Source organism: Pandoraea sp. NE5 (assembly GCF_024363545.1).
Taxonomy (GTDB): Bacteria; Pseudomonadota; Gammaproteobacteria; order Burkholderiales; family Burkholderiaceae; genus Pandoraea; species Pandoraea cepalis.
The window spans coordinates 2,995,048-3,021,700 of the sequence record NZ_AP025517.1; the positions used below are offsets into that span (position 1 = coordinate 2,995,048).

The 26,653-nt window shown below is 64.5% G+C and carries 20 protein-coding genes and 2 tRNA genes; 11 read left to right on the forward strand and 11 right to left on the reverse strand.

The genetic code is table 11. The features are described from left to right. Positions 1-147 precede the first annotated feature (147 nt). Positions 148-498, reverse strand: coding sequence for a hypothetical protein (locus tag PanNE5_RS13715; protein WP_017235011.1), 351 nt, complete (start codon positions 496-498; stop codon positions 148-150). 420 nt (positions 499-918) lie between these two features. Here PanNE5_RS13715 and PanNE5_RS13720 point away from each other — a divergent pair, with 420 nt between their 5' ends. Continuing rightward, the gene (locus PanNE5_RS13720; protein ID WP_261939847.1) at positions 919-2,457 is read left to right on the forward strand and encodes an MFS transporter; all 1,539 of its coding nucleotides are present in this window, start codon (positions 919-921) and stop codon (positions 2,455-2,457) included. Between the two features lie 169 nt (positions 2,458-2,626). Beyond that, entirely contained in the window at positions 2,627-3,820 is a 1,194-nt protein-coding gene (gene fabV, locus PanNE5_RS13725; protein WP_261938157.1) for an enoyl-ACP reductase FabV, read from the forward strand. Positions 3,821-4,023: 203 nt separating this feature from the next. On the opposite strand, the gene PanNE5_RS13730 is transcribed toward fabV, so the two are convergent. From PanNE5_RS13730 to PanNE5_RS13745, 4 genes are all read right to left on the reverse strand, one after another. Beyond that, positions 4,024-5,157, reverse strand: coding sequence for a DUF72 domain-containing protein (locus tag PanNE5_RS13730; RefSeq protein WP_261938158.1), 1,134 nt, complete (start codon positions 5,155-5,157; stop codon positions 4,024-4,026). Then, positions 5,154-6,365 carry an SAM-dependent methyltransferase gene (locus PanNE5_RS13735; protein WP_261938159.1) on the reverse strand — a complete coding sequence of 404 codons (1,212 nt, stop codon included), beginning with the start codon at positions 6,363-6,365 and terminating at the stop codon, positions 5,154-5,156. Before PanNE5_RS13735 ends, PanNE5_RS13730 begins: the two co-directional genes overlap by 4 nt. Before the next feature lie 113 nt (positions 6,366-6,478). Beyond that, positions 6,479-7,126, reverse strand: a complete 648-nt coding sequence (pdxH, locus tag PanNE5_RS13740; protein WP_017235016.1) for a pyridoxamine 5'-phosphate oxidase — start codon at positions 7,124-7,126, stop codon at positions 6,479-6,481. A 282-nt stretch (positions 7,127-7,408) separates the two neighbouring features. Further along, positions 7,409-9,487: an AsmA family protein gene (locus PanNE5_RS13745; protein ID WP_261938160.1), complete on the reverse strand. Its 2,079-nt coding sequence runs from the start codon at positions 9,485-9,487 to the stop codon at positions 7,409-7,411. Here PanNE5_RS13745 and tcdA point away from each other — a divergent pair. Beyond that, positions 9,486-10,322 carry a tRNA cyclic N6-threonylcarbamoyladenosine(37) synthase TcdA gene (gene tcdA, locus PanNE5_RS13750; protein WP_026132159.1) on the forward strand — a complete coding sequence of 279 codons (837 nt, stop codon included), beginning with the start codon at positions 9,486-9,488 and terminating at the stop codon, positions 10,320-10,322. The genes PanNE5_RS13745 and tcdA overlap by 2 nt on opposite strands. A gap of 210 nt (positions 10,323-10,532) precedes the next feature. Here tcdA and PanNE5_RS13755 read toward each other — a convergent pair whose 3' ends face one another. Next, positions 10,533-12,185: a long-chain-fatty-acid--CoA ligase gene (locus tag PanNE5_RS13755; protein ID WP_017235019.1), complete on the reverse strand. Its 1,653-nt coding sequence runs from the start codon at positions 12,183-12,185 to the stop codon at positions 10,533-10,535. A 408-nt stretch (positions 12,186-12,593) separates the two neighbouring features. On the opposite strand from PanNE5_RS13755, the gene PanNE5_RS13760 reads away from it, so the two are divergent. Both PanNE5_RS13760 and PanNE5_RS13765 read left to right on the forward strand, forming a co-directional pair. Continuing rightward, positions 12,594-12,670, forward strand: a tRNA-Arg gene (locus PanNE5_RS13760). A 154-nt stretch (positions 12,671-12,824) separates the two neighbouring features. Next, positions 12,825-12,901 (forward strand) — tRNA-Arg (locus PanNE5_RS13765). 169 nt (positions 12,902-13,070) lie between these two features. On the opposite strand, the gene PanNE5_RS13770 is transcribed toward PanNE5_RS13765, so the two are convergent. Genes PanNE5_RS13770 through PanNE5_RS13780 form a run of 3 tightly spaced genes read right to left on the reverse strand, consistent with a single transcriptional unit; the run spans position 13,071 to position 17,616 of the window. Next, a complete protein-coding gene (locus PanNE5_RS13770) occupies positions 13,071-14,543 on the reverse strand; it encodes an efflux transporter outer membrane subunit (protein WP_017235020.1) in 1,473 nt (490 codons plus the stop codon). A gap of 6 nt (positions 14,544-14,549) precedes the next feature. Then, positions 14,550-16,265 carry a DHA2 family efflux MFS transporter permease subunit gene (locus PanNE5_RS13775; RefSeq protein WP_261938161.1) on the reverse strand — a complete coding sequence of 572 codons (1,716 nt, stop codon included), beginning with the start codon at positions 16,263-16,265 and terminating at the stop codon, positions 14,550-14,552. 10 nt (positions 16,266-16,275) lie between these two features. Next, positions 16,276-17,616 (reverse strand): HlyD family secretion protein, encoded by a 1,341-nt coding sequence (locus PanNE5_RS13780; RefSeq protein WP_261938162.1) that lies wholly within the window; start codon positions 17,614-17,616, stop codon positions 16,276-16,278. Positions 17,617-17,718: 102 nt separating this feature from the next. On the opposite strand from PanNE5_RS13780, the gene PanNE5_RS13785 reads away from it, so the two are divergent. From PanNE5_RS13785 to PanNE5_RS13795, 3 genes are all read left to right on the forward strand, one after another. After that, positions 17,719-18,468, forward strand: coding sequence for a CerR family C-terminal domain-containing protein (locus tag PanNE5_RS13785; protein ID WP_150563442.1), 750 nt, complete (start codon positions 17,719-17,721; stop codon positions 18,466-18,468). Between the two features lie 201 nt (positions 18,469-18,669). After that, positions 18,670-19,143 carry an Lrp/AsnC family transcriptional regulator gene (locus PanNE5_RS13790; RefSeq protein WP_017235024.1) on the forward strand — a complete coding sequence of 158 codons (474 nt, stop codon included), beginning with the start codon at positions 18,670-18,672 and terminating at the stop codon, positions 19,141-19,143. Between the two features lie 65 nt (positions 19,144-19,208). After that, positions 19,209-20,396 carry an alpha-hydroxy acid oxidase gene (locus PanNE5_RS13795; RefSeq protein WP_261938163.1) on the forward strand — a complete coding sequence of 396 codons (1,188 nt, stop codon included), beginning with the start codon at positions 19,209-19,211 and terminating at the stop codon, positions 20,394-20,396. Between the two features lie 484 nt (positions 20,397-20,880). Here the strand turns inward: PanNE5_RS13795 and PanNE5_RS13800 are convergent, their stop codons facing one another. Together PanNE5_RS13800 and PanNE5_RS13805 are read right to left on the reverse strand one after the other, a co-directional pair. After that, complete coding sequence (locus tag PanNE5_RS13800; protein ID WP_150563440.1) at positions 20,881-21,315, reverse strand: hypothetical protein; 435 nt, start codon at positions 21,313-21,315, stop codon at positions 20,881-20,883. 135 nt (positions 21,316-21,450) lie between these two features. Next, on the reverse strand, positions 21,451-22,377 hold the full coding sequence (locus PanNE5_RS13805) for a LysR family transcriptional regulator (RefSeq protein WP_261938164.1): 927 nt from the start codon (positions 22,375-22,377) through the stop codon (positions 21,451-21,453). Positions 22,378-22,682: 305 nt separating this feature from the next. Here PanNE5_RS13805 and PanNE5_RS13810 point away from each other — a divergent pair, with 305 nt between their 5' ends. From PanNE5_RS13810 to PanNE5_RS13820, 3 genes are all read left to right on the forward strand, one after another. After that, the gene (locus PanNE5_RS13810) at positions 22,683-24,002 is read left to right on the forward strand and encodes an MFS transporter (protein ID WP_017235222.1); all 1,320 of its coding nucleotides are present in this window, start codon (positions 22,683-22,685) and stop codon (positions 24,000-24,002) included. Between the two features lie 134 nt (positions 24,003-24,136). Further along, on the forward strand, positions 24,137-24,925 hold the full coding sequence (locus PanNE5_RS13815; protein ID WP_026132209.1) for a substrate-binding domain-containing protein: 789 nt from the start codon (positions 24,137-24,139) through the stop codon (positions 24,923-24,925). 148 nt (positions 24,926-25,073) lie between these two features. Continuing rightward, positions 25,074-26,624 carry an amidase gene (locus tag PanNE5_RS13820; RefSeq protein ID WP_254441002.1) on the forward strand — a complete coding sequence of 517 codons (1,551 nt, stop codon included), beginning with the start codon at positions 25,074-25,076 and terminating at the stop codon, positions 26,622-26,624. Positions 26,625-26,653 lie beyond the last annotated feature (29 nt).

Here is a 26,653-nt window from a genome sequence, read left to right on the forward strand (position 1 = left end):
ACGGGCGCTCAACGGGCGTTCGGCGGGCGTTGCTCGGGAGGCTTGGCCGACGGACCGTGCCGTTGCGGACCGGGCATCGCCTGGCGCGACTCGCCGCGTAATTCAGCGACGCGCGGGGCGCGCCCGCCGTCGAAGCGCATTGGCGTGTCATCCAACGATACGCACGGGCGCGTCTGCGGTTTCGGCGAACAATATCAGGCAAGGCTCGCCGACGTCGGCGGCATGCGCGTAGGCGGCGTCGAGGCTGTCGAAGTAAAACGCTTCGGCGGCGCGCGGTACCTGTTGCGTGACGATCTCGAAGCGATGGTGATCGAAGCGAATGTCTAGATACGTAACGCTCCCGTAGCACCAAACCACATAGCCAGCAAATGGCAACGTAGCGGGCAGTGGGGGAAGTGCTGGGGGTGGGAGCGTCGCGTGCGGCGCGTCGCCCGACGCCGCAGCGGCCTGCGTCTCCAGCCAGCGTCGATAGTCGTTGCGCACGGGGCGATGTCTCATGGGCGTATCTCCTGATGGGGGCCAACGACGGGCGATGATCGGCAAACGCGGTCAACGACCGGGACACACTCATGATGCCGAGTGCGTATGCCGTTGGGCTAAAGGAGTCTCCGAAAGAGGTATCGGACAACGCCGCGTTCTGGCGAAACGAGGGCGGCGACGCGCGGTGGGGCGGTAGCCGTGTTCGTGAATGTGACTCGATCTGCCGTTGAATTTTCTTCGAAGACAGTTGCCATCGTGGATTTCGCACGGTCGGATCCCCGCCCGCCGGGGCATCGCGGGCGATAGGGCCCGGAAACCCGCGCCGCGCCTAACCGTTCATATGTTCATTAATTTTCACGTAAAATGGCGGCTCCCCTCCATGTAGTCTTCAGGTAGCCCGCCGTGCGCCCCCTGCCTTTTCGCGATGCGTTGATGGCCATGATTGGCATTGCGCTCGTCAACATGCTGGTCGCTCTCGACCAGACCGTCGTCAGTACTGCATTGCCGTCCATCGTCGCCGAACTCAAGGGCTTTGAGTATTACGCCTGGATCGCGAGCATTTACCTGCTGGCCTCCGTCGTGACCGTGCCGGTGTTCGGAAGACTTGGCGATTACTTCGGTCGTCGCCGGTTCGTGATCGCCTCGGTGCTGACCTTTACCGTCGCCTCGGTGCTTTGCGGTCTGGCCCCCAACATGCCGTTCCTCGTTTTCGCGCGCGGATTGCAGGGGATCGGTGGCGGCATGATGGTCGGTACCGCTTTCGCCTCCGTGCCCGACCTGTTCCCGGACGCTCGCTCGCGCGTGCGCTGGCAGGTCGTGATCACCACGGCCTATGGCATCGGCACGGCGGCGGGGCCATCGCTGGGGGGGCTGCTCTCCGAGCATTTCGGCTGGCGCTCGACATTTTTCGTGAACCTGCCGGTCGGTCTGGCGGCGCTGTATTTTGTCTGGCGATACCTGCCCAAGTTTCCGTCGGCACATCAAGGCGACGTGCGCGTCGACTGGCGTGGCGCACTGTGGATCGCCGTCGTACTCGGCGGCTTCCAGGTGTTCATCGAGAACTTGCCGGCCCATGGCGCATCGCTCGGGAATGGGCTGTTGATTGCCGGGGTCGCGATCGGCTTCTGGGTATTGCTGCGCACGGAACGGCGCGCCACCCATCCCATCGTGCCGCTCGACATGTTCCGTCACCCGCAGCTCGTGGTGCTCTTCACACTGTCGGTGCTGATCGGCTTCGTGATGTACTCGCTGATCTTCTTCGCGCCATTGCTGTTGCAGGGCGGCTTCGGTCTCAGCCCGCAGGCGGCCGGCTTGATCGCGACACCGCTCGCCGCGTGCATCGCGCTGGGCAGCTTCATCAATACGCCGATCGTGGTGCGCCTGTCGCGTCCGACCAACATGCTGATCCTCGGGTTCTGTCTGCTGGCCGTGGCCTCGGCCGGGGTGGGGCTGTCCCATCGCGTGACGTCGCACGGCATGATCGCCCTGATGATGGGCTGTGCGGGCATTGGCATCGGCTTCATCCTGAACAACATGAACGTGTTCGGGCAGGAAATCGCCGGGCGCGAACGTTTCGGCATCACCACCGCGCTGTTGCAGTCGACGCGCATGGTCGGCGGCATGCTCGGCACGACGATTGTGGGCACGCTGGTCAATCACTGGTATGCCAACGGGGTGGCCGGTGTGGTGTCGGGTTACGACGGTACGCCGGCGGCCCATGCCGTCGGGCGCGCGCTCGACCCGCGCATCCTGATCGATCCGGTCCTGCGTGCCGACCTGTTGACCGATCTGCGGGCCATGGGAATCGACGGCATGCCGCTGGTCGAAACCGCTCGCCAGACGCTCGTGAACGCCGTCCACGCGGGGGTGCTGCTCACGGGCATCGCGGCGATTGCCGCCGCATTGCTGGTGCGCCGTATCCGGCAGATTCAGTTTCCCAAGCGACACGATCGCTCGGCCGTGGCCGCACCCGAATAAGCCGAGAACCGTTCGGCGTTGTCCGAACGGACTTCGCCGGGTGTCTGAAAGCCAAAGCATGGGGTGCGAGAACCCCCCGTCAAAATGCCGGCTCGGTCCCGACCTCGTTTACAATGCGCGGTGTTTGCCGGGTGAGCCGGCATCTCCGATTTTTGTGAACGAGGTTTCCATGATCATCAAGCCACGCGTGCGCGGCTTCATCTGCGTCACCACCCATCCTGTCGGCTGCGAGGCCAACGTCAAGCAACAGATCGCGTATGTGAAGGCGCAGGGTGCGATTGCGAACGGCCCGAAGAAGGTGCTCGTGATCGGTGCGTCGACCGGCTACGGCCTGGCCGCGCGCATTACCGCCGCCTTCGGCAGCGACGCCGCAACGCTGGGCGTGTTCTTCGAGCGCGCCGGTAGCGAGACCAAGCCGGGAACGCCGGGTTGGTACAACACGGCAGCCTTCGACAAGTTCGCCACCGAGAAGGGGCTGTACGCGAAGAGCATCAACGGCGACGCCTTCTCCAAGGAAATCAAGGCCAAGACCATCGAGACGATCAAGCAGGATCTCGGTCAGGTCGATCTGGTCGTCTACAGCCTGGCGTCGCCGCGCCGCACGCATCCGGAAACGGGGCAGGTGTTCAGCTCGGTGCTCAAACCGGTGGGCAAGTCGGTGACGTTGCGCGGTATCGATACCGACAAGGAAGTCGTCAAGGCGTCGGTGTTCGAGCCGGCCACGCAGGAAGAGATCGACAACACGGTGGCCGTCATGGGCGGCGAAGACTGGCAGATGTGGATCGATGCGCTCGCCGAGGCGGGCGTGCTTGCCCCGGGCGCCAAGACCACGGCGTTCACGTATCTCGGCGAGAAGCTCACGCACGACATCTACTGGAATGGGTCCATTGGCGCGGCCAAGAAGGATCTCGACGAGAAGGTGCTGGGCCTTCGCGCCAAACTCGCGGCCAGCGGCGGCGACGCGCGCGTGGCCGTGCTCAAGGCGCTGGTCACGCAAGCCAGCTCGGCCATCCCGATGATGCCGCTCTACCTCTCGCTGCTGTTCAAGGTGATGAAGGCCAAGGGCACGCATGAGGGGTGCATCGAGCAGATCTACGGCCTGTACAAGGACAGCCTGTATGGCGCGACGCCAAAGCTCGACGACGAAGGCCGTGTGCGCACCGATCAGAAGGAGCTTTCGCCCGACGTGCAAGCTGAAGTCGCAGCACTGTGGGACAAGGTGACCGACGAGAACCTGTATGACCTCACGGACTTCGCCGGCTACAAGCACGAATTCCTGCGCTTGTTTGGATTCGAGATCGACGGTGTGGATTACGAGGCCGACGTGAATCCGGACGTGCCGATTCCGCATCTCGTGGCGTAAAGCGTAAGGGCGTTCGGGAGCGTTCAAGCACCTCCCGGGACGTTCAGCCGCTTCGCAGTGCAATCACGATGGCCCGAGTTTGGCGCAGATGCCGGCTCGGGCCATTGTCGTTTTCGCGAGGGGTGCGTGCCGCGTGCCGAGCGTGGCGTGGTTGTGTCTTCACGTCTTCACGTCGTTCCGTCGTCGCATCGGGCAGGCCATCGTCACTCCGCGCTGGCGAGCGACGGTGTCGAAGACAACTCGACGATACGTTCGGCCAACGCGCGGCACGACAGTGGCGACGAGCCTTCGGCCTTGTTGTTGACGATCACGTACACGGGATGGCCAGCGACGGCGTAGTGGGCGGCCAGCGCGGCCAGCACGTCGCGCGTTACCGGGTCGGGATCGACAATCTTGTCGAACGGCGCGTATTTCGCCTTGGCTTGCTCGTAGCGATGGCCACTGTTCAGATTCCAGCGCACCACGAGTGGCCCGGCGCCCGCTTCGTCGAGCATCGCCAGTGCCGCGGCCTGCCGCTCCACATGCGGCATCCGCGCGTGCAGGCCGAGGCAATAGCGCACCCCCAACGGCCCGAGCGAGCGCATGAGACGCGGCGTGAGCAACGCGCCGTCGCGAATTTCCAGTGCGTAGCACGGCCCGGGAGCGGCGAGGCCTTCGGGCGTAGTGTCCCCCTGTGGCAGTGGCGGCAGCGCGGCGAAGAACGCTTCGATACGGTGAATCAGGGCGGGGATGTCGCGCAGCAGATCCGACGGCAAGGGCGACACTTGAAACACCAGCACGCCCGCCTTCGACCCGAGCCCGGTCAGGCACGGGGTCACGAACTGCTCGGCGGCAATTCGCGCGTCGAGAAAGCAGGGGTTCGCGCTCAGGCCTTCGCCTTTTTCTCCGCGCAAGAGGGCGTCGGTCACGACGCTGGGCGCCTTGACCAGGAAGCGGAAGTCCTCCGGCACCTGCTGCGCGTACTTCTGATACTCGACAATCGACATCGGTTTGTAGAACGACCGGTCGATCCCCACGCAACGCAGCACCGGATGGCTCGCGTATGCGGTGAGCCCCTGACGCGAGAGCTTGGTGTCGCTGTAGTCGTCGTCCCAGACAATGCCTTTCCAGCCCGGGAACGACCACGACGAGGTGCCCAGGCGAATCGAGCCGGGTAGCCGCTCGCCCAACCGATGCACGTCGCCGGGAAGATCTGCCGCACCGACACCGCCGCGGCGTGTTTGACCGGCGCGAGGGGCGTGGCTTGCTGGTGCCTCGGTGTCGCCATCGACCTGCCTGGCACGTCCGCCTGTCGCGGGATCGTCAGGCGCCGTGCCAAACAGATCGAACTGGCTCATCGGTTCTCGTACATGTAACGGCGCGACCAGGGCAGACGCGTGGCGGATTGACCCGCCTTGCGGCAGACCACCTGATAGAGCGAGACGTGATCATGCTCGAACGCGTACGCGCAGCCCGCCAGGTACACGCGCCAGACGCGGAAGCGCTCTTCGCCCGCCAGTTCGCGCAGACGCGGGGCGTGCGCTTCAAAGCGCTCGGACCAGAGCGCGAGGGTGCGGGCATAGTGACGGCGCAGGCTTTCCACATCACTTGCTTCGAGTCCTCCGCGCTGCATCGATTCGAGCGCGAGGCTGATGTGCGGCAACTCGCCGTTGGGGAACACGTACTTGTCAATGAAATCGCCGCCGCCCATCGCCGTTTCGCCGCTATCCGGATCGGTCGACGTGATGCCATGGTTCATGGCGACGCCGTCGTCCTTAAGCAGCGACGCCATCTTGGCGAAGTAGTCTTTCAGGTTCTTGCGTCCAACGTGCTCGAACATCCCCACGCTGGTGATGCGATCGAACTGACCTTCCACGTCGCGGTAATCCTGGATGCGGATTTCGATCCGATCCGTCAGGCCGAGTTTCCTGACCCGTTCGGTGGCCAGATCGAACTGATTCTGCGACAGCGTGATGCCGACACATTTCGCCCCGAACTTCTGCGCAGCGCGAATCACAAGGGCGCCCCAGCCGCAGCCGATATCGAGCAGTGTCTGCCCGGGCTGCAAGGCGATCTTGGTGAGAATGTGATCGATCTTCTTCTCTTGCGCCGTATCGAGGTCTTCGTCGCCGTTCTCGAAGTAGGCACACGAATAGACCATGTTCTTGTCCAGCCAGAGCTGGTAGAACTCGTTCGACACGTCGTAGTGGAACTCGATCGAGCGCTTGTCGGACTTCTTGCTGTGCGTGTAGTGGCGCACCGCACGTTCCAGCGGGCCGAGCGTGGTGAGGCTGCTGCCGGCGAGGGCGTAACTCATGTCGATGACGTCGACGAGCTTGCCCTCGACGTCGATCTCGCCCTTCACATAGGCCTCGCCGAGATTGTCCAGGCTGGGACTCAACAGACGCGTCACAGCCGCGGGGCCATTGATGCGCAACGTTACGCTGGGGTTATCGAACGCGCCGAAATCGTAGTGCTGTCCATTCCAGAGCGCGAGGCGGATCGGCAGGTTGGAGGATGTCTTGACGCCGCTGACCCAGTTTTCGAGTTTTTTCTCCCACAACATGGATATGCTCCAAGTGTCACCAAAAAAACTTCATTCCGTAGCGCACGGCACAGTGACGTCTCCTCGTCAAACGGGCAGGCAGGCGTACCGCGTCGGCGTCGCCGACATCATGATTACGGGGACAGGCGCGCGACGCGCCAGGATCCGTCGGCAAGCTGGAAATATTTGATGCGATCGTGCAGGCGCGACTCGCGGCCCTGCCAGAATTCGAAGGTCTCCGGCAGGAGCCGGTAGCCCCCCCAATGGGGCGGTCGCGGCGGGGCGTCGCCGAACTGGCGCCGGAATTCCGCCTCGCGTTGCTCGATGATGCTGCGATCCGACACTTCGGCGCTCTGTACCGAGGCCCAGGCCCCCAGACGGGAGCCCACCGGGCGCGAATGATAATACGCGTCGCTCTGCGCTTCGCTCACCTTCTCGACACGGCCCTCGATGCGCACCTGGCGCTCGAGTTCGATCCAGTGGAACAGCAGGCAGCCGTAAGGCGTGGCCGCCAGTTCGCGGCCTTTGCGCGACTCGTAATTCGTGAAGAACGTGAATCCGTTTTCGTCCGCGCCCTTGATGAGTACGATGCGAGCGTCGGGCCGGCCGTCAGGCGTGACGGTGGCGAGCGTCATGGCATTGGGCTCGGGCAGTTGGGCCGCGAGCGCTTGCTCGAACCAGCGTCGGAATTGATCGAACGGGCTGGGCGCGACATCGGTCTCGGAAAGTGAGCCGAGGGCGTAATTTTTGCGCAGGTCCGCGAGAGAAAGCGTCTGGGTCACGACGATCGGTGTCGGTCTGTTGCGGGTGGGGTTGCGACACAGTATAGCGAAGACTCGGCGAACGTGCGCAAGAGGCGATTTGCCGCATTGCCGGCGCATCGATTCTCCGAATGCACCGTGGGACGGGCGATTCGCGTCATGTGCTTGATATTTAAGGAGTGAACTAATGGAGGGTGCGGTTGGCGCCATCCGCGACGTTGCGTGGCGCGGCAGCGACAATTCCCTAGCGCGGGCATGGGCATTGCGTTGACCGAGCGACGGCGACGTGATCGGCATGGGCGGTCAGGGCGTTTCGCGGCCCGGCCCGAACGTCGGGGCCGTGGCCGATGCGCGGGGTTCGCGCTGGCCGCCGGCCGGATTGCCGTTCGCGCCGGGCACCGGCTTGACCGCCGACGGATGGCGGCTGGGGGGACGCTTCAGGCTGGCGAGCAGTTCGCCGCAAGGGCTGTCCTTGCCCGGGCCGAGTTCGAGCAGTGGCACGAGTGCCGTGTACGGCGCGAGCACGCCCAGTGCGATCGCGCCCCCGGCGCGGGCGATCAGCGTGGGGACATTCACGCCGACGTCCGGATGCTTGAATGTGCCCCGCACATAGAGCGGCGAGCGCAAGGACAGGAGGCCGAAGTGCTTCGGCTCGGGCCGGATGGTCAGATTGAAGTGCTCGCGCTTGAGATCGACCTGTCCGGTAACGCCAATGCTCGTGTCGTCGGTGTCGACGACGAACGTACGCGCGTCCATGACACCGTCGCGCACGGCAAAGTCGGCGGCCGCGCATCGCATCTCGATCTGCTTGTCGCCGAAGAGTTTGGTGACGACGATATTACCGACGTTGAGCCCCAGATACTCCAGCAGCAGCTTGCTCATCGAGCCGCGGTCGATCAGTGTCTTGATCTCGCCATTCGACGAGCCGGCCAGCGCGGCAATCGAGTTGCCGGTCGCCGTGAGTGCGGCGTCGCCGTTGACCTCGCCGACGCTCGTCTTCATCAGATTGACGTCCGGCAGCAATTGCTTCATCTGCAGGTGGCGGAGCGAGACCTGCGAATCGACCTTCATCGGCGTGGTCTGCCCGTCGAGCACGAGGGTCGAGGTGATGCGTCCGCCCGCAACGCCGAATTCCAGTGGCCGGAGCGAGAGTACGCCGTCGTCGAGCACGAGATGGGTGACGAGGTTGTCGATCGGCAGGCGTTTGTCCTTGATGATCTTGCGGCCGGTGAACTGCACGTCGGCGTCGATGGCACGCCAGCGATCGGTCTTGAACGGGTCGACCGGCAGCACCTTGTCGGACGGCGGCGCCTTAGGCTTGCCCGTCAGATCGCCGCCGCCCGAAGGGTTCTGTGCGCCGACAAGCGGACCGAGATCGACCAGCCGCAATTGATTCGACACGACCGCGCCCTGCAGGATATTGCGCGGCTGCCGCTGACGAAAGACCAGGGTGCCGGACAGATCGCTCTGCCCGACCTTGCCCTGGAAGCGTTCATAACGCCACACGCCCGCCGTATGCAGCAGATGACCGTTGGTCTCGTAGGCCGGGGTTTGCGGCAGCAGCACGCCGGTAATCGGATACAGGTCGGCCATCGTCGGCCCGGACAGGCGCAGATGCATGTCGAGCGCGGAGAGCGTGGCCGGATTCGTGAACGTGCCAATGGCTGCGATCTGCGTGCGTCCGATGCGCACGTCGGCATCAAGCGGGTAGGGATCGCCGGAATCTTCGAGTGAGAGCACGTCGCCCGCGCGGGCGTGGCCGGTGACGGCGACCTTGCGAAAGGTGCCTTTGAGCGAAATGCCGATGCCGTAAGGTGCCTGGCCGTCGATGGTGGCGATGTTCGCGTTCAGATCGAGCTGCTGCGGCACGAGATTGGCGTGGACCTCACCGTCTTCGAGAATCAGGCGGCCGATGCGCAGTGTCCACGGCGACGGTTTGCCGTCGCCCTTCGTGAAGGTCCAGTTGTTTTGCCCGTCGGCCCGCTGCTCGATGAGCACCTTCGGCGCGGACAAGGCGACTTCGGGCAGGACCACGTGCTTGTCGAGCAGCGGCAGCCATTCAAGTGAGAACGTGAGCCGGCCCAGCGTGATCATGTTCGGCGTCTGGCTCCACGCAACATTGCCTAACACGATATCATTCGCGATCAGGCGAGGCCGCGGCAGCCAGCGCCCCAGCCCCGGGGCATTGGCGTTCGGGGCCAGCCAGTGCAGCGAGAGGTCACCCCGGATGTCGAACGGACGACCGGTCGCGGTGCTCACCTCCCGGTTGATGAAGGGCCGGGCGTAGTTCCAGTCAAACCACGTGATGAACGCCGCGAATGCCAGCACGATGGCGACCATCGTGATCGCCAGCCATTTCAAGGACGTTACCCATCGCATCATGAACAGTACCCCGTCGAATATGTTTGCTCCGGTGCCCACTCCGCCACCGGAGGAAGATTTTGACGCCGGCCGCCGTTTCGGCGGCGTCGCGCGTTTGTACGGTAACGACGGTCTCGCGCGCCTGCGTGACGCGCACGTGGCCGTCATCGGCATTGGCGGCGTTGGCTCGTGGGTGGCCGAGGCACTGGCGCGCAGCGCCGTGGGCCGGCTCACGCTCATCGATCTCGATAACGTCGCCGAAAGCAATGCCAATCGTCAGGTGCATGCCCTCGACGGCAACTTCGGCAAGCCGAAGGTGACCGCGATGGCCGAGCGAATCCTGGCCATCAATCCCGCCTGCCAACTCACGCTGGTCGAGGACTTCGTTGCCCTGGACAACCTCGACGCCATGCTGGGCGGCGGCTTCGACTGGGTCGTCGACGCCATCGACAGCGTCCGCGTGAAGACGGCACTCATCGCGTGGTGCGTGGCGCATGCGCAGCGTCTGATCACCGTGGGTGGGGCCGGCGGTCAGATCGATCCGACACGCATCCGTATCGACGATCTCACCCGCACGATCCAGGATCCACTGTTGGCCAAAGTGCGCGCGCAATTACGCAAGCAACATGGTTTTGTCCGTGGGCCGAAAGCCAAGTTCAACGTACCCGCCGTGTACTCGGATGAGCCGTTGCAGTACCCGGAAGCGGCGTGCACCCCCGCTGAAGCGGCGAATGCCGTTGCGGGCCCACAGGGCCTGAACTGCGCCGGTTTCGGCTCGAGCGTGTGTGTCACGGCCACCTTCGGCATGGCGGCCGCCGCTTACGTTTTGACGCGAATCACGACGCGTGCCGCCTGAAAGCTTCGCTGACGTGCTCCTGTTGTACCAAGGTGTGCACGTCACGTCTGTAACCAAAAGTTACCAATCGAGGCCGATCTCTCGATCGAGACGACGATGTTTCGCCGTCTGAAATGACAATGGCCGGGATGGCTCCCGGCCATTGTCAACGCGGCGTCCACGTTTCTGAATGTCGTTACGGACGACGAGACAACTCGATGACGTGAATCGTTAGCGCAGTTCGCGGCGCAGCACCTTGCCGACCGGCGTCTTGGGCAGTTCCGTGCGGAACTCGATCACGTGCGGCACCTTGTAGTTCGTCAGGTGTTCGCGGCAGAAGTCGACGATGGCCTTCTCCGTCAGGTCCTGCGCCTTCTTGACGATCACGGCCTTCACCGCTTCGCCGGTACGCTCGCTCGGCACGCCGACGACGGCCGATTCGAGCACGCCCGGGCACATGGCCAACACGCTCTCCACCTCGTTCGGGTACACATTGAAGCCCGACACGATGATCATGTCCTTCTTGCGATCGGTGATGCGCACGTACCCTTGTTCGTCCATCGTGCCGATGTCGCCCGTGCGCAGCCAGCCGTCGGGCGTGACGGTCTTGGCGGTCTCGTCAGGGCGGTTCCAGTAGCCCTTCATGACTTGCGGGCCGCGCACACAGATTTCCCCTTCCTGTCCGAAGCCGAGCGCCTCGTTGGCATCGTTGCGGATACTCACCTCCGTCGACGAGATCGGCAGGCCGATGGAGCCGTTGAACTCGCTGCCGAGTGGGTTGATGCACACGGCGGGCGATGTCTCGGTCAGACCGTAAGCTTCGATCAGCGCATGGCCCGTGACCTTCTGCCAGCGCTCGGCCACCGCCCGTTGCACGGCGGCGCCGCCGCCGAGTGCGCATTTGAGTGCGCTGAAGTCGAGTTGGTCGAAGCCCGGGGTATTGAGCAGCCCGTTGAACAGCGTGTTGACGCCGGTCATGAACGTGAACCGCCACTTCCCCAATTCCTTCACGAAGCCGGGCATGTCGCGCGGGTTGGTAATCAGCAGGTTCAGTGCGCCCAGTTGGAGGAACACCAGGCAGTTCGCCGTCAGGCAGAAGATGTGATAGAGCGGCAGGGCGGTGACGATGATTTCCTTGCCTTCCTGGAGTCCCTCGCCGATCCAGGCGCGCGCCTGCAACATGTTGGCGATCATGTTGCGATGCGTGAGCATGGCGCCCTTGGCAACGCCGGTGGTGCCGCCCGTGTATTGCAGGAACGCGATGTCGTCGTGACCCAGTGGCACTTCCTGATGCGTGGCGCGTGCGCCGTTCGCCAGCGCGGTGCGGAACGGCACCGCGTGCGGGATGTGCCACTCGGGCACCATCTTCTTCACGTGGCGCACCACGTAGTTCACGATCCAGCGCTTCGGCGCGGGCACGAGGTCGCCGATGGCCGTCGTGATCACGTGCTTGACCGGCGTGTTGGGCAAGGCCTTTTGCAGCGTGGCGGCGAAGTTCTCGATCACGACGATGGCGCCGCAGCCGGCATCCTGGAGTTGATGCTCGAGTTCACCCGCGGTGTAGAGCGGATTGACGTTGACGACGACCATCCCGGCACGCAGGATGCCGAAGACGGCGACCGGGTATTGCAGCAGGTTCGGCGACATGATTGCCACGCGCGAGCCGCGCTCGAGTCCGGGCAGGCTTTGCAGATACGCGGCGAAGTGGCGCGATTGGCGCTCGAGCTCGGCGAATGTCATCGTCACCCCGAGATTGGTGAACGACGGACGATTCGCGAACTTCCGGCAGCTCTGCAGGAACAGATCGTTCAGCGAACGATACGTGTTGACGTCGATCTCGGCCGGCACGCCGGGCGGATAGCTCTTGAGCCAGACTTTTTCCATGAGCGCCTCCTTGAATATGGTTTTTATCGCATTGTCGTCGCCGGGGGAAGAGCGTAGGCGCGCGGTGCGTGGTTTCGTCGCATTTTTCTTTTGGCCGCGCGAGAGAGGGAGCCGAACCGATTGTCTTGCCGATCCGGTCTCGCGCGTGCGGCAAACGCGCCCTTCGACGCGCTGCAAAAAGCCGTAGCATACCGTGCTGTCGCGCATGGGCGCACATGGAAAGCCCTGATTCGACGCGGGTTTGCGTGGAGTAATTGCTCTAGCTGCAAAGACTTGCCAGTGCGGATGATTCCGCGCTAATCCCGCATGGAATGCGCGATACGGTAGGGAAATCGGAGTTATGACAAAAGAATTGCAAAAATCACTTGCGTGGTAGGCGGGTTTCTTACATAATTCTGTTCTCACGACGCGGCTGTAGCTCAGTTGGATAGAGTACTTGGCTACGAACCAAGGGGTCGTGGGTTCGAATCCTGCCAGCCGCGCCACTTATTTCGAGGGTCTCCTCACGGGGAGACCCTCCGTTTTTCGGGAGAGTCCTTCCCAGTGACGCGCCGCATGTCATGCACATTCGGCCCGCGTCGATGAGAAGGCGAACCGACAGCAGCAGCATCGCCTGATCGGGTCTCGCGTGTAGTAAATGCGGCTGTAGCTCAGTTGGATAGAGTACTTGGCTACGAACCAAGGGGTCGTGGGTTCGAATCCTGCCAGCCGCACCAACTCAGTTGGTAAAAACGCTCCAGACGCGAAAGCTTCTGGAGCGTTTTTTCATTGGCGCCGCCGAAAAGTACGTTGCCATGCGATGCCCGTCTTGCCTGCGCCGCCCGTCAAGATGACCGCGCCGCCCGATTGTCATCTTGTTCGGCGATGCATCGTATCGCGTGTCCCTTACCCCGTCGTCGAACCCGGCGTCGATCCCACCTGCCATCCCAGACCCAGCGCCTTCTGTAGCGTCACGAACGACTTGAGCAGTTGCGCATCGCCCGCGACCCGGTCCTGCTCGGCGGAAAAGCGCGTGCGTTCGGCATCGAGCCAATCGAGCGTGCTTGCGGTGCCGGCGCGATAACGTTGACGCGTGAGCGTTGCGGCCCGCGTGGCCGAGGCCTCCACACTGCGCAGACGGTATACGTTTTCGCGCTGATGCCCGTAACGTGCCAGTGCCACGTCGGCGTCGCGCAACGCGCTGAGCACGGCACTTTCATACTTCGCCTGCGCCTGATCGCGACCGGCCTTCGCGCCGTCGACGCTCGCCTGCACGCGTCCAAAATCGAGCACATTCCATTGCAGGCGCGGTAGCGTCATCCAGCTGAAGTTGTCTTTACGCACCAGATGGCCCGGATCCAGCGCCGAATATCCGAGTTCGCCCATGATCGAGAGCTTCGGAAACCAGTTGGCCGTTTGCACACCGATCTGGGCGTTCTGCGACGCCAGGCGACGTTCTGCCGCACGGATGTCCGGGCGTGCCTGCAACAACGCGGACGGATCGCCGATGGCGACCGTCTTCGGCACGCTCGGCAAGGCCCTGGGAACCGACAGCTCGGTGTCCAACGCACCCGGCGCACGGCCGGTGAGCAGCGCCAACTGATCGAGCGATTCGATGACGTCCGCTTCGAGCGGCAGCACGCGCGATTGCGTCTGTTCCACCTGCGTGATGAGTCGTTCGACGTCGAGTTCCGACGCGACGCCCCCCGCGCGACGCTGGCGGGTGAGATCGAGCATCTCGCCTTCGAGTTGTGCCGAGTCGCGCACCAGCGCCAGCCGTGCCTGCTGATCGCGCAAGGCGACGTAGGCCTGTGCGACTTCGGCGGCGAGTTGTACGTGGGCGTCCGCGAGATCCTCCGACGCCGCATCGGCGTCCGCGCTGGCGGCCTCGACAGCGCGTCGCGTGCCGCCGAACAGATCGATCTCCCAACTCGCGTCGAACCCGGCGAGATACAAGTCGAGCGGGCCGCGACCACTGCCGCTGCCGCCATTTCCGCCATTGCCGCCAAGCAGGCTCAGATCGGGCGAGCGCGTGCGCAGCGTCGCGAGATCGAGTCCCGCCTTGGGCAGCAGGTCGGCCTGATGATTGCGCAGGCTCGCGCGAGACTGGCGCACCTTCGCCTGTGCCGCGCGGATATCCGGGCTATGGGCGATGGCGTCGTCGATCAGCGCCGTGAGTTGCGCATCGCCAAGCGTCGTCCACCATCGGGCGACCCCCGGCGTATGCGCCGCGATGCCGTCTCCGGCATGCGCATACGTGGCGCCCGTGCGCAGGGCATTGGCCGCCACCTCGGGCGCGCCACGATAATCGGGGCCAACCGTGCAGCCGGTGACGAGAAGGGCGGCCGCGAGGGCCATCGTTCGGATATGCAGCGTCATGATCGGTCAATGTCCGCCCGAACTGAAGCCGGTCGGTTGCTTGAGCAGCAGGGCCAGCGGCACGCAAAGCAGCAGCGCGATCCCCAGTGCATAGAAAGTTTCGGAAAAGGTCATCACGCTCGCCTGCTGCGCGATCTCGGCGGCCAGCTGTGCGGTGGCCTGCAATTGCGCATGCACGCTATCCCCCGTCTGCGCGAAGAAGCTCGCCGCGTTGGCGGCAAGATGCGCCTGACCCAGCGAACTGTTGGCAGTGATCGTCTCGCGCAGCATGGCGTCGTGATAGGCGGTGCGCCGGTCGATCAGCGTACCGAGCAACGCGAGTCCGACGGACCCGCCCAAGTTGCGGGCCATGTTGTACAGACCGGCGGCGTCTCCCGCGTCCTGCGCCTCGACGGCCGCCATCGACGCCTGGTTGAGCGGCATCATCGCGAGCATCTGTCCCACGCCGCGCAGCAATTGCGACATCGTGAAATCATGCCCCACGCTTTGCGCGGTCAGATCGATGTCGAGCATGCAACTGGCGAAGAAGCACAGCAGCCCGAGAATCACGAGCAGACGAATGTCCACGCGGCTGATCAGGCGCGGCAGGAACGGCATCATCAGAAAGGCAGGCAGCCCCGAGAGCAGCATGATGTTGCCCGACTGCTGCGCGTTGTAGCCCGCGATCGTCGCGAGGAACTGCGGCAGCAGATACGACACGCCATAGAGTCCCGCGCCCACCGTGAACACGATGTAGATCACGCTCGCGTAATTCCTGTTACCCAGCAGCGAGAGCTTGACGATCGGTTTCTCCGCCGTGAACTGCGCCACCAGCATCATGGCGATGCCGATGGCCGACACGATCGAGAGCCAGACGATCAGCGGCGAGTCGAACCAGCGTTCGCGCTGTCCTTCCTCCAGCACCACGGTCAGCGTACTCAGGCCGATGGTCAAGCCCACGATACCCAGCCAGTCTGCCTTGAAGAACGCCTGCAGATGGGTCGGTTCGCGCTTCAGGCCGAGCATGAGCAACGTGACGATAGTCGCCGAGATCGGCAGGTTCAGGAAGAAGCACCAGCGCCAGTTGGCATTCTCGGTGAGCCAGCCGCCGACCACCGGGCCGAGCAGCGGGCCGAGCAGTACGATCAGGCCGAACATTGCCATGCCCACGGGCATCTGGTGGCGGGGCAGGCGCGTGCGGATGATCATCTGCGCTGTCGGAATCATGGCGCCGCCGGCAAAGCCCTGTCCGATGCGGCCGACAATCATCTCGGCCAGACTGCTCGATGCGCCGCACATCATCGAGAAGAGCGTGAAGAAAACGGCGTTGAGCATCAGAAAGCGCCGTAGACCGAGCACGCGCGTGAGCCACGCGGCGAGCGGAATCATGACGATTTCCGACATCAGGTAGCCGGTCGAGATCCAGGTGCCCTCGGTGCCCGACGCACCGATCTGCCCCTGTATTTGCGGCAGGGCGGAGTTGGTGATCGAGATATCGAGCGTGGCCAGCAGGGCGCCCAGTGCGCCGGCCGCCACGGCGATCCAGTCCGACGCCGACGCGTTGCGCGGCGTGGCGGCGTTCGCGGCGACACCGCCTGGGTTTCCCCCGCGTCCGCCAGGTCCCCCATGCCCGCCGCTGCCGGCCGCCACGGCACTCCGCGCCTGGTCGCGCGTCGGCTCGATGGGCAAGGGCGACGGAGACGACGCAAACGACGAAGGCGAAGTGATCGACGATGTGTCCATCGTGCCACGCTCAGCCACGTTGCGCCCCAACGTTTGCCGATGACGGTGCGGCGTCGGCGTTCGACGGCGCGCTGGTGACGGGGCCGACGAGGGCGTTCAGTGGCGCGCTGAGCGCGAGCTGTACCACGGGGTCGCTCGCCCGATCTGCTTGATCGGCCCGACTCGCCTGCTTGGCGGGGGCGGCCGTATCGCGGCGATGGGTGTCGACGTCCGCCGTCACCGACAGGCCCGGCAGCAGCACCGTGCGCAGCGATGCCGGCACGTCGAGCCGGATGCGCACCGGCACGCGCTGCACGATCTTCGTGAAGTTCCCGGTCGCATTCTGCGCGGGCAGCAAGGCGAACTGTGCGCCCGTGCCCGGCGAGAGCGAATCGACCACGCCGTGAATCGGCTGACTCGGCAGGGCGTCGACGTGAACCGTCACCGGCTGGCCGGGCCGCATATGACCCACCTGCGTTTCCTTGAAGTTCGCCGTCAGATACACGTTTTGCACCGGCACGACGGTCAGCAACCGCGTGCCCGGCTGAGCGAACTGGCCCACGCGCACGGCGCGATCGCCGATGCGGCCGGCCAGCGTGCTCTTGACCACTGTGTCGGCGAGATCGAGTTCCGCCTTGCGCGCACTGGCCTGTGCGACCGTCAATTGCGCCTTGGCCTGCGCCAGCGCGGCGTCGAGCGTGTCGGCCTGACGCTCGCTCGCCTGAACGCTGGCTTGATGGCTCTTGAGCGTGGCGTCGGCGCGGGTGCTGGCATTGCGCAGCTCGGCAAGACGCTCGTCGGTTTCCGCGCCGGTGGCCACGAGCGGCGCATAGCGTTTGACCTGACCCGCCGTGTAGCGCGCGTCCGCTCGCGCACCGTCGAGTTCGGCGCGCGCTTGCGCGATCGTCGCGGTGTGCTGGGCGCGTTCGGCCTCGGCGCGCGCGACATCGGCTTCGCGCGCCTGCACGGTTGCCTGTGCCTCGTCGAAGGCGGCCTGGTATTGGCGCGCGTCGAGCCGCACGAGCGGCTGACCAACGCTCACCGTTTCGTTGTCGCGCACTAACACTTCCGTTACGTAGCCGCCCACTTTGGGCGCGACAGTCATGCTGTCGGCTTGCAGGTAGGCATCGTCGGTCGACTCGATGAAGCGCGCAACGAACCACCAGTGCGCGCCCCAGCCAAGACCCGCGACGACGCCCACTGCCAGCGCACCCAGCAGAATCGTTTTGCGACGACGGTTGGCCGGCGCCTCGGGCCGGCCCGGCGTCTGCGTGGTCTCGGCGGCTTCCACGGTCCTGGCGGTCGGGGTGTCGGCGTGGCGTGCGATCGGCGGTGTCGAGGTTGTCGGTTTGACCGGTGCTGCGGTTGACATGAGGGAGCCTTCAAATTATTCCGTTTGGCAAAATTATTCCAGTTGATCGATTTGTGTCAAGTGTTATATTTTTGACGAAAGTTTTGGCAAGCAAGGACAGACATGACAGGAACTTCACGCGCCGGGCGAGCACCACGCACGCCTGTGCGAACGCGGCATGCGGTCGACACGGGGTATCAACGTGGTGAGGAAACGCGCGCGCGCATCATCCTGGCGGCGATCAAGTGCTTTGGCGAGTTCGGTTTTGCGGGGGCCTCCACGCGGGACATCGCGAACGAGGCCGGTGTGAACGCACCGGCGCTGCAGTATTACTTCGACAACAAGGAGGGGGTGTACACGGCGTGCGTCGAGTACATCGTGGGTCTTGTCATGGGGCAGATGGGCGAAGCGATCGAGGCGGCCGAGCGCGTGGTGGCCGAACCGGAGGCGACCGACAAGCAGCTTATCGACGCATTCTGCGAGCTGCAGAACCGCAAGGCGGGGTTCATGGAGGAAGTGCCGGAGATCGAGGGTTGGCACATGTTCATGGCCCGTGAGCAGGCAGGGCTTGGACCCGAGGCGGGTTTCAAGGTGTTCCACGAGCGCTTTTCGAGCCGGCTCGCCGCGGTAGGGGCGAACATTGTGACGCGGCTCGCGGGCGTGGCGCCCGACGATGAGGCAATGCGGGTTCGGGCCGTGTGCATCAGTACGCTGGGCATGGCGTTTCGCGTGATGCGCCGCTCTGTCGACAGTTCGATGGGGTGGGCGAGCGAGCCGAATCCCGAACGCAACCGGATGGTGCGCGAGGCGGTGCTCGAACAGACGCGGTACCTGCTGCAACGCATCGTCAAGCAACGCAAGTCGGGTGGGTAGGCACGTCGCAACGCGAAAGCGGCGCGACAGCGGCAATCTCGGAAAGCGGCGTTCACGGCCCGGATAGCACACCGTGCCCGGGCTTGGCCGGGCGTTACGAGTTCAACGCAAAAAATGGGATTTGCTGGCCATTTGTGGCGGACAACTGGCGGCGATTCGAAGGATCTGCCAGAATCCTGGGGAACTTGATGGATTCTGCCAATGAACCTTGACCTTGCCGATCTGCGTATCCTGCGCCATCTCGAACTCAACGGGCGCATCTCCAACCAGGAGTTGGCGGATGCCGTCGGGTTGTCGCCATCGGCCTGCCTTCGTCGGGTGAAGTTGCTCGAGGATCGCGGGGTGATTTCCGGATACCGCTGCATCGTGGACGCACAGCATATCGGCCTCGAGTTCGAAGCCCTGGTCCAAATCTCGCTGCGCCCCGATGTCGATCAATGGCACGAGAAGTTTCTCGCTTGCGTCCAGAATTGGCCTGAGGTGGTGACCGCACGCATCGTCACTGGCTCGGCCAATTACATCTTGACCGTCAGGGCCCGGAATCTCGCGCATTACTCGGATTTCATCGTGAACGAGTTGTACCGTGCGCCGGCGGTCATGGCGATCCAATCGAACATCGTGCTCAAGACAATCAAGCAAACCCAGTCGCTCGTCGATCTGGTGAAGCAGAAATAAAAATATCGACGATATTCACCAGTTCCCGAAAGACGGTCGGGACTTCCCGGAAGAAGAGACGCAGCATGGCAGTGATTACCACCATTGAGGACTTGCGGGTGCTCGCGCAGCGGCGCGTGCCGCGCATGTTTTACGAATATGTCGATTCCGGCTCATGGACCGAGTCGACGTATCGGGCGAATGCGGCGGACTTTGGCGGGATTGCGTTTCGCCAGCGTATCGCGGTCAACATCGAGCATCGCAGCACGCGCGCGACGATGTTGGGCGAGCCGGTCGCCATGCCGGTGGCGTTGGCGCCCACCGGCATGACCGGCATGCTGCATGCGGACGGCGAGATTCTCGCGGCGCGCGCGGCCGAGGCGTTCGGCGTGCCGTTCACACTCTCGACTGTTTCGATCTGTTCGATCGAAGATGTGGCCGCGCATACCAAGGCGCCGTTCTGGTTCCAGTTGTACGTGATGCGCGATCGCGACTTCATCGAGCGACTGATTGATCGCGCCAAGGCGGCGGGGTGCTCGGCGCTGATGGTGACGATGGATCTGCAGATCAGCGGCCAGCGCCATCGCGACATCAAGAATGGCCTGTCGGCGCCGCCGAAGCTCACGCTGCCGAACATTGCGAACATGATGACCAAGCCGCGCTGGTGCCTGGGCATGTTGGGCACGCGCCGTCGCACGTTCGGCAACATCGTGGGGCATGCGAAGGGGGTGGACGACATCGGTTCGCTCGCGGCGTGGTCGGCGGCGCAGTTCGACCCTCGCCTGTCCTGGGACGACGTGGCCTGGATCAAGAAGCGCTGGGGCGGCAAGCTCGTGCTCAAGGGCGTGCTCGATCCGGACGATGCGCGCGCGGCGCGCGACGCAGGGGCGGATGCGATCGTGGTGAGCAACCACGGCGGACGTCAGCTGGACGGGGCGATCTCGACGATCCGGGCGCTGCCCGACATTGTCGCGGCGGTGGGACGCGACACGCAGGTGTGGCTCGACGGCGGCGTGCGTTCCGGGCAGGACGTGATCAAGGCGATGGCGCTGGGCGCGAAGGGGACGTTGATCGGGCGACCGTTCCTGTACGGGCTGGGGGCGATGGGCGAGGCGGGCGTGCGTCGCGCGCTGGAGGTCATTGCCAGGGAGATGGACGTGACGATGGCGCTGACCGGTCGCACGAGCATCGAGCGTCTCGACACGTCGATGCTCATCCCGGGAAGCTATCCGACGGGCATTGGATCGTACCTTGTGGAACCCGGCAGGCGGTGAGCCGTCTGTCGTGCCCGTGAGAGAAGCCGCAGCCATCGTGCTGCGGCTTTTTCATTGGCGTAGGGGCTTTCCGATATTCGGCCTACCCGCTTCCGCCGGATCGTGGGGGCGGCGATGATGCAAGGCATGGGTCAGATGGCCGTGAGATGGCGGTGCAGGAGTTTGCAACAAATTTGTTGTGATTTCTGTGCGGCATACACGACAGATCTGTTGTAATTTTCGGTTCCATCGCGGGTGAGGTATGACGTACAGCGAATTCCGAAGGTGGCTTTTGTATGCACGTCAATCAGGTGCAGGTGGATCGGCTACTGAAGCTCGGCTACGCCTCTCGCCTCGACGCGGTGGGGAACGCGTTTGCCGTGTTGGGCAAGCGGCTGGAGGTGCGCGCGGTATAGCGCCGTCGCGGCGACCGCGCCAGGCTGGCCGTCCCAACGACAACGCCCCGCAATCGCGGGGCGTTGTCGTTCAGGCAGACGCGGGTCGATCAGTGATGATGCTTGCGATGGCCGTGGCGCTTGCCACGGTAGCCGTAGCCATCGTTGTCGTACGAGCTGGAGCGCGACATGTTGCCGCCGAGCGCGGCGCCGGCGCCGCCGCCAACGGCCGCACCGATCAGGCCGCCCGAGCGTCCGCCCATCGCATTGCCAGCGGCCGTGCCGGCACCACCGCCGAGCGCGCCGCCAACGATGGCGCCCGTGCGCTCGCGACGATTGGACGTGATCGCCCCGCCGGCCCCGCCGCCGACTGCGCCGCCAAGCACTGCACCGGTGCTGCCGCCGAGCGCGCCACCCACGGCCGCGCCCGCCACGCCGCCCAGCGCACCGCCAACGGCATTGTTCATATCACTGGCCGACGCGGCCAGCGAGGTCGTTGCAACCACGGCGGCGATCGCCACCATCGGGAAAATTCGTTTGATCATAGGTCGTGAATAAGATGCGGATGAATGCGGACCCAGTATAAAGACACGCGACCGTGCCGCCGTCACCCCAATGTTTCATGTCTCGTAAGGCCAGTAACAAAATGTTTCAGTGCGTGCGTTGAAAGCGGTTAGCTTTTATGAGGCATCGCCGCCCGTGCGACGCCGCGATGGCACTTTCATCTCGGCCACGTAGTGATATAACTGTGCCGCCGCCGGCGAGAGCGGCCGCGCCTTGCTGCGTATCATTCCCATGCGCCGCGTCACTACCGGATCGACCAGCGGCACGCTCGTGAGCAACGGATGTTCGCTACCCGGCATTGCCATCGTCGGCACGGCCGCCACGCCGAGCCCCGCTTCGACCAGACCGAGCATGGTGGTGACGTGCTGCGTCTCGCAGATGCTTGGCGGGCGCTGGGGCAGCGAGGTGAGCGCTTGATCGAGCAGCAGCCGGTTGCCCGAGACGCGGCCGACACTGATGTAGTCGTATTCGTAAAGCTCACGCCACGTCACCCGCTTTCTGCCCGCGAGTGCATGGTCGCGCCGGCAGGCCGCCACATAGCGCTCCTGCAACAGGAGCTTGAACTCGATGTTCGGCTCCTGGCTGCCGATGAAATTCAACCCGAAATCGGCGTCGCCATTCGCCACCGACGCGAGCACCTCGTTGGCACTTGCGTCGAGCACCGAGATGCGGATGCGGGGAAACGCCTGGTGGTAGCGTGAGATCACCTGCGGCATGAAGTAATACGCGGCCGACGGCACACAGGCAATGGTCACGTGTCCGAGGCTCGACGAGGCCACATCGCGAATACCCAGCAGGGCGTTGTCCAGATCGTCCAGAATCCGCTCCGCGTCGCGGGCGAAAGCGCGTCCGACGGTTGTCAGCGCCACGCGCCGCGTGCTGCGCTCGAAGAGCTTGACCCCGAGCGCGTCCTCGAGCTTGTCGATACGGCGCGAGAGCGCGGGCTGCGAGAGATGGATCGACTCGGCCGCGCGGCGAAAGCTCGCCAGTTGCGCCACCGCGCGAAATGCCTGCAAATCGTTCAGATCGAAGTTGATCGCCATGACGTTGGGAGCAGAAAGTCGGGTAGACGCCTCGAGGCACGCCGACGTCCAGCGCACGCCGAGGCTTGGTTGCGATGCGGAGTGTAGCCCGTTACCGCTTGGCAGACGCATCAACATCCTACGATTGATCGCATATGTGCATCAATACTTCCAAAACTTGCAATTCACAAGCCGGGAACTTCCGGCGCACCATTGGCAACTTCTAAAAAGCGCTCATGACGATTCAAACGTCCCTGGTAGAGGCGCATTCCGACGACACATTGGCGGCCCGATCTCCCGGGCTGCCGGCAACACGGAGACAGCGCATGTCACAGCGCCCCAACGACGCGGTTTCGCGTCGCCCCTCGAAAGCCGGCGCGATCCTGCGCGTAACGGCCGGCAACTTCCTCGAGCAGTTCGATTTCTTTCTGTTCGGTTTCTACGCCACTCAGATCTCACACGTGTTCTTTCCGGCGGGCAGCGAGTTCGCTTCGCTCATGATGACCTTCGCCGTCTTTGGCGCGGGCTTCCTGATGCGACCGCTCGGCGCGATTGTGCTGGGCGCTTACATCGATAACGTCGGCCGCCGCAAGGGGCTGGTCACGACACTGGCGATCATGGCGAGCGGCACCGTGCTCATCGCGTTCGTGCCGGGGTACGCCACCATTGGTCTCGCGGCGCCGGTGCTCGTGCTGATCGGACGTTTGCTGCAAGGTTTCTCGGCCGGTGCCGAGCTGGGCGGCGTGTCCGTGTATCTTGCGGAAATCGCCACGCCGGGCCGCAAGGGCTTCTACACGAGTTGGCAGTCGGCGAGCCAGCAGGTCGCCATTGTTGTGTCGGCGGCGCTCGGCTTCACGCTTTCGCTCACGCTCACCGCGCAGCAGATCGCGGCATGGGGCTGGCGTGTGCCGTTCATCGTGGGCTGCATGATCGTGCCGATGATCTTCGCGTTGCGCCGCTCGCTCCAGGAGAGCGAAGAATTCAAGCAGCGCAAGCGTCATCCGTCCTTGGGCGAAGTGTTCCGCTCGATGGCCGCCAACGCCGGCGTGGTGATCGGCGGCACGCTGCTCGTGGCCCTTACCACGACGGCGTTCTACCTGATTACCGTCTACGCGCCGACCTTCGGCAAGAGCGTGCTGCACCTGTCGAGCGCCGATGCGTTGCTCGTCACGCTGTGCGTGGGTGTGTCGAACTTCATCTGGCTGCCGATCGGTGGCATGCTGTCCGACCGCATTGGCCGCCGCCCGGTATTGCTGCTCTTCGCGGGACTGACGCTCGTATCGGCCTATCCGGTGCTCACGTTCCTGGTTCAGGCCCCGAGCTTCACGCGCATGCTGATCTCGCTGCTATGGCTGTCGTTCCTGTACGGCATGTACAACGGCGCGATGATCCCGGCGCTGACCGAAGTCATGCCGCCGGACGTGCGCGTGGCCGGCTTCTCGCTTGCGTATAGCCTCGCGACGGCGCTTTTCGGCGGCTTCACGCCTGCGCTGTCGACTTATCTGATCCACGCCACGGGCGACAAGGCCGCGCCGGGCTACTGGATGAGTATCGCCGCGCTGTGCGCGATTTGCGCGACGCTGGCGCTCTACCGCCGCCGCCCCGGCGGGCAGGGGAGTCCCCGTACTGAACTCGCCGCAGGCTAAGCCACGCGGCAGGCGCGCCCCGTTCGCGGGCGCGCCCGGCAACGCTTCCCCAAACCGGGTGCCGACGCGCATCCATCCCCAAAAGCAAAATTCAGAGAGACACTGCCATGAAAGCCATCGCCCTCCCGGCGCGCATGCGCGCGCCCCGACATCTGCTTGCCGCGCTCGGCGCCGGCATCGCCCTGACCACGCTGCTCGGTGCCACGTCGGCCAGCGCGGAAGACCTGCACGTGATGAACTCCGGCGGCTTCACGGCCGCGTACAAGTTGTTGTTGCCCAAGTTCGAGGCGTCGAGCGGCGATCATGTGGACACCGCGTGGGGGCCGTCGATGGGCAAGGCGCCCGAGGCAATCCCCAACCGTCTGGCGCGTGGCGAGTCGGCCGATGCGGTCATCATGGTCGGCTACGCCCTCGACGGTCTTATCAAGGCCGGTAAGGTGCGCGCGGATTCCCGCGTCGATCTGGCCGATTCGCGCATCGGCGTCGTCGTGAAATCGGGCGATGTGGTGCCCGATGTCAGCACGCCCGAAAAGCTCAAGGCCGCGCTGCTCGCCGCGAAATCGGTCGCGTACTCCGACAGCGCCAGCGGTGTGTACGTCGAGCGCGAACTCTTCAAGAAGCTGGGCATCGTCGACCAGATGCGGGGCAAGAGCGTGATGGTGCAGAAGACGCCCGTGGCCGAAAAGGTCGCTGCCGGCGACTATGCGCTGGGACTGCAACAGGTCAGCGAGCTGCTGCCGGTCAAGGGCGCTGCGTTCGCGGGCAAGATTCCCGAGTCGCTGCAATCGGTCACGCGTTTCGCCGGTGGCGTGCCGGTGAATGCGCCGCATCCGGACGAAGCGAAGAAACTGCTGACGTACCTGGCCGCGCCCGCGGTGGCGAAGGAAGTCGAGTCCACCGGTCTCGATCCGCTGGCACATTGATGTGCCGGTCTTCATTGAAGATATGAACTAACGTGTTGCCTGCGTCGGGGGAGATAATTTTCCCTCGGCATCCTTGGCGGGTTTGACCGACAATGACGCGTCAGACAACGGCGTTGCACAGGACGACGCCACCGCCAAGGAGACCGACATGGCCTCAGCGCCAGCTCAACCCGCTCAGCCGATACAGGCTGCCGATTCGCGTGCCGGCGCAGCCGGCCCCTCGGCCCCCCACGCCCCGCCCTTGAACGAGATCGTCGCGCTCGACGCGCTGGCGTTGTCCGACGCCATTCACACGCGCCGCGTGTCGTGTCGCGAGGTCATGCAGGCGTATCTCACGCACATTGCGCATTACAACCCGGCGGTCAACGCCATCGTGTCCTTGCACGATGCCGACGCCTTGCTTGCGCAGGCCGACGAGCGCGACCAGCAGTTGGCCAATGGCCAGTCCCTGGGGTGGATGCACGGCATGCCGCATGCCGTGAAGGATTTCGCCGCGTGCGCGGGATTTCCCACGCGCAAAGGCTCGCCATTGACGTCGGCGGCGCCCGACACGCAGGACAGCATCGGCGTTGCGCGCATCCGCGCGGCGGGCGCGATCTTCATCGGCAAGACCAACGTCTCCGAGTTCGGATTGGGCTCGCATAGCTACAACCCCGTCTTTGGCGTCACGGGCAACGCTTACGACGCGACGCGCAGCGCAGGTGGCAGCAGCGGCGGGGCGGGCAGCGCGCTTGCGCTACGCATGCTGCCGGTCGCGGATGGCAGCGACATGATGGGGTCGCTGCGCAATCCGGCTGCGTTCGGCAACGTGTATGGCTTCCGGCCGTCGCAGGGCCGGGTGCCCTATGGTCCGGCGCCTGAGTTGTTCGTCCAGCAACTGAGCACCGAGGGGCCGATGGGGCGTTCTGTCGCCGACGTCGCCCAACTGCTCGCCACGCAAGCGGGCTACGACGCGCGCAGTCCGCTTTCCCTGGCGCAGGCGCATGGCGCGGTGCCGTTCGCGAGCGCGTTGCAACGCGACGTCAAGGGATTGAAGCTGGGCTGGCTGGGCGACTATGGCGGCCATCTGCCGATGGAAGACGGTGTGATGGCCCTGTGCGAGGCATCGTTGCGCGACTTCACGGCGATGGGGTGCGAAGTGCAATCTTGTGCGCCCGACTTCGCGCCGGAGCGATTGTGGCAGACGTGGCTCACGTTGCGTCACTGGCTCGTGAGCGGCTCGCTGGGCGAGTTGTATGCCGACCCTGCGCGCCGCGACAAGCTCAAGCCGGAGGCGCAGTGGGAAGTCGAGGGCGGGCATGCGTTACGCGCGGCCGATGTATATCGCGCGTCCGTTGATCGCAGCGAGTGGTATCGCTCGCTCGCGCGGCTGTTCGAGCGTTACGACTTCCTGCTGCTGCCTTCGGCGCAGGTCTTCCCGTTCGACGCACAAATGCACTGGCCGTCGTCCGTCGCGGGCAAGCCGATGGACACCTATCATCGGTGGATGGAAGTGGTGATCGGGCCGACGCTGGCCGGACTGCCGGCGATCAGCGTGCCGGTCGGATTCGATGCGCGCGGGTTGCCGATGGGACTGCAAATCATCGGACCGGCGCAGGCCGATCTCGCGGTGTTGCAACTGGCGCATGCGCACGAGCAGCAAACGCAGTGGGTGCGTCGCCGGCTGCCGCCGATGCTTGCCGGTACCGCGAGGGGGTGATCGGCGGGCAAGGGACGGGCCCGTTCGGC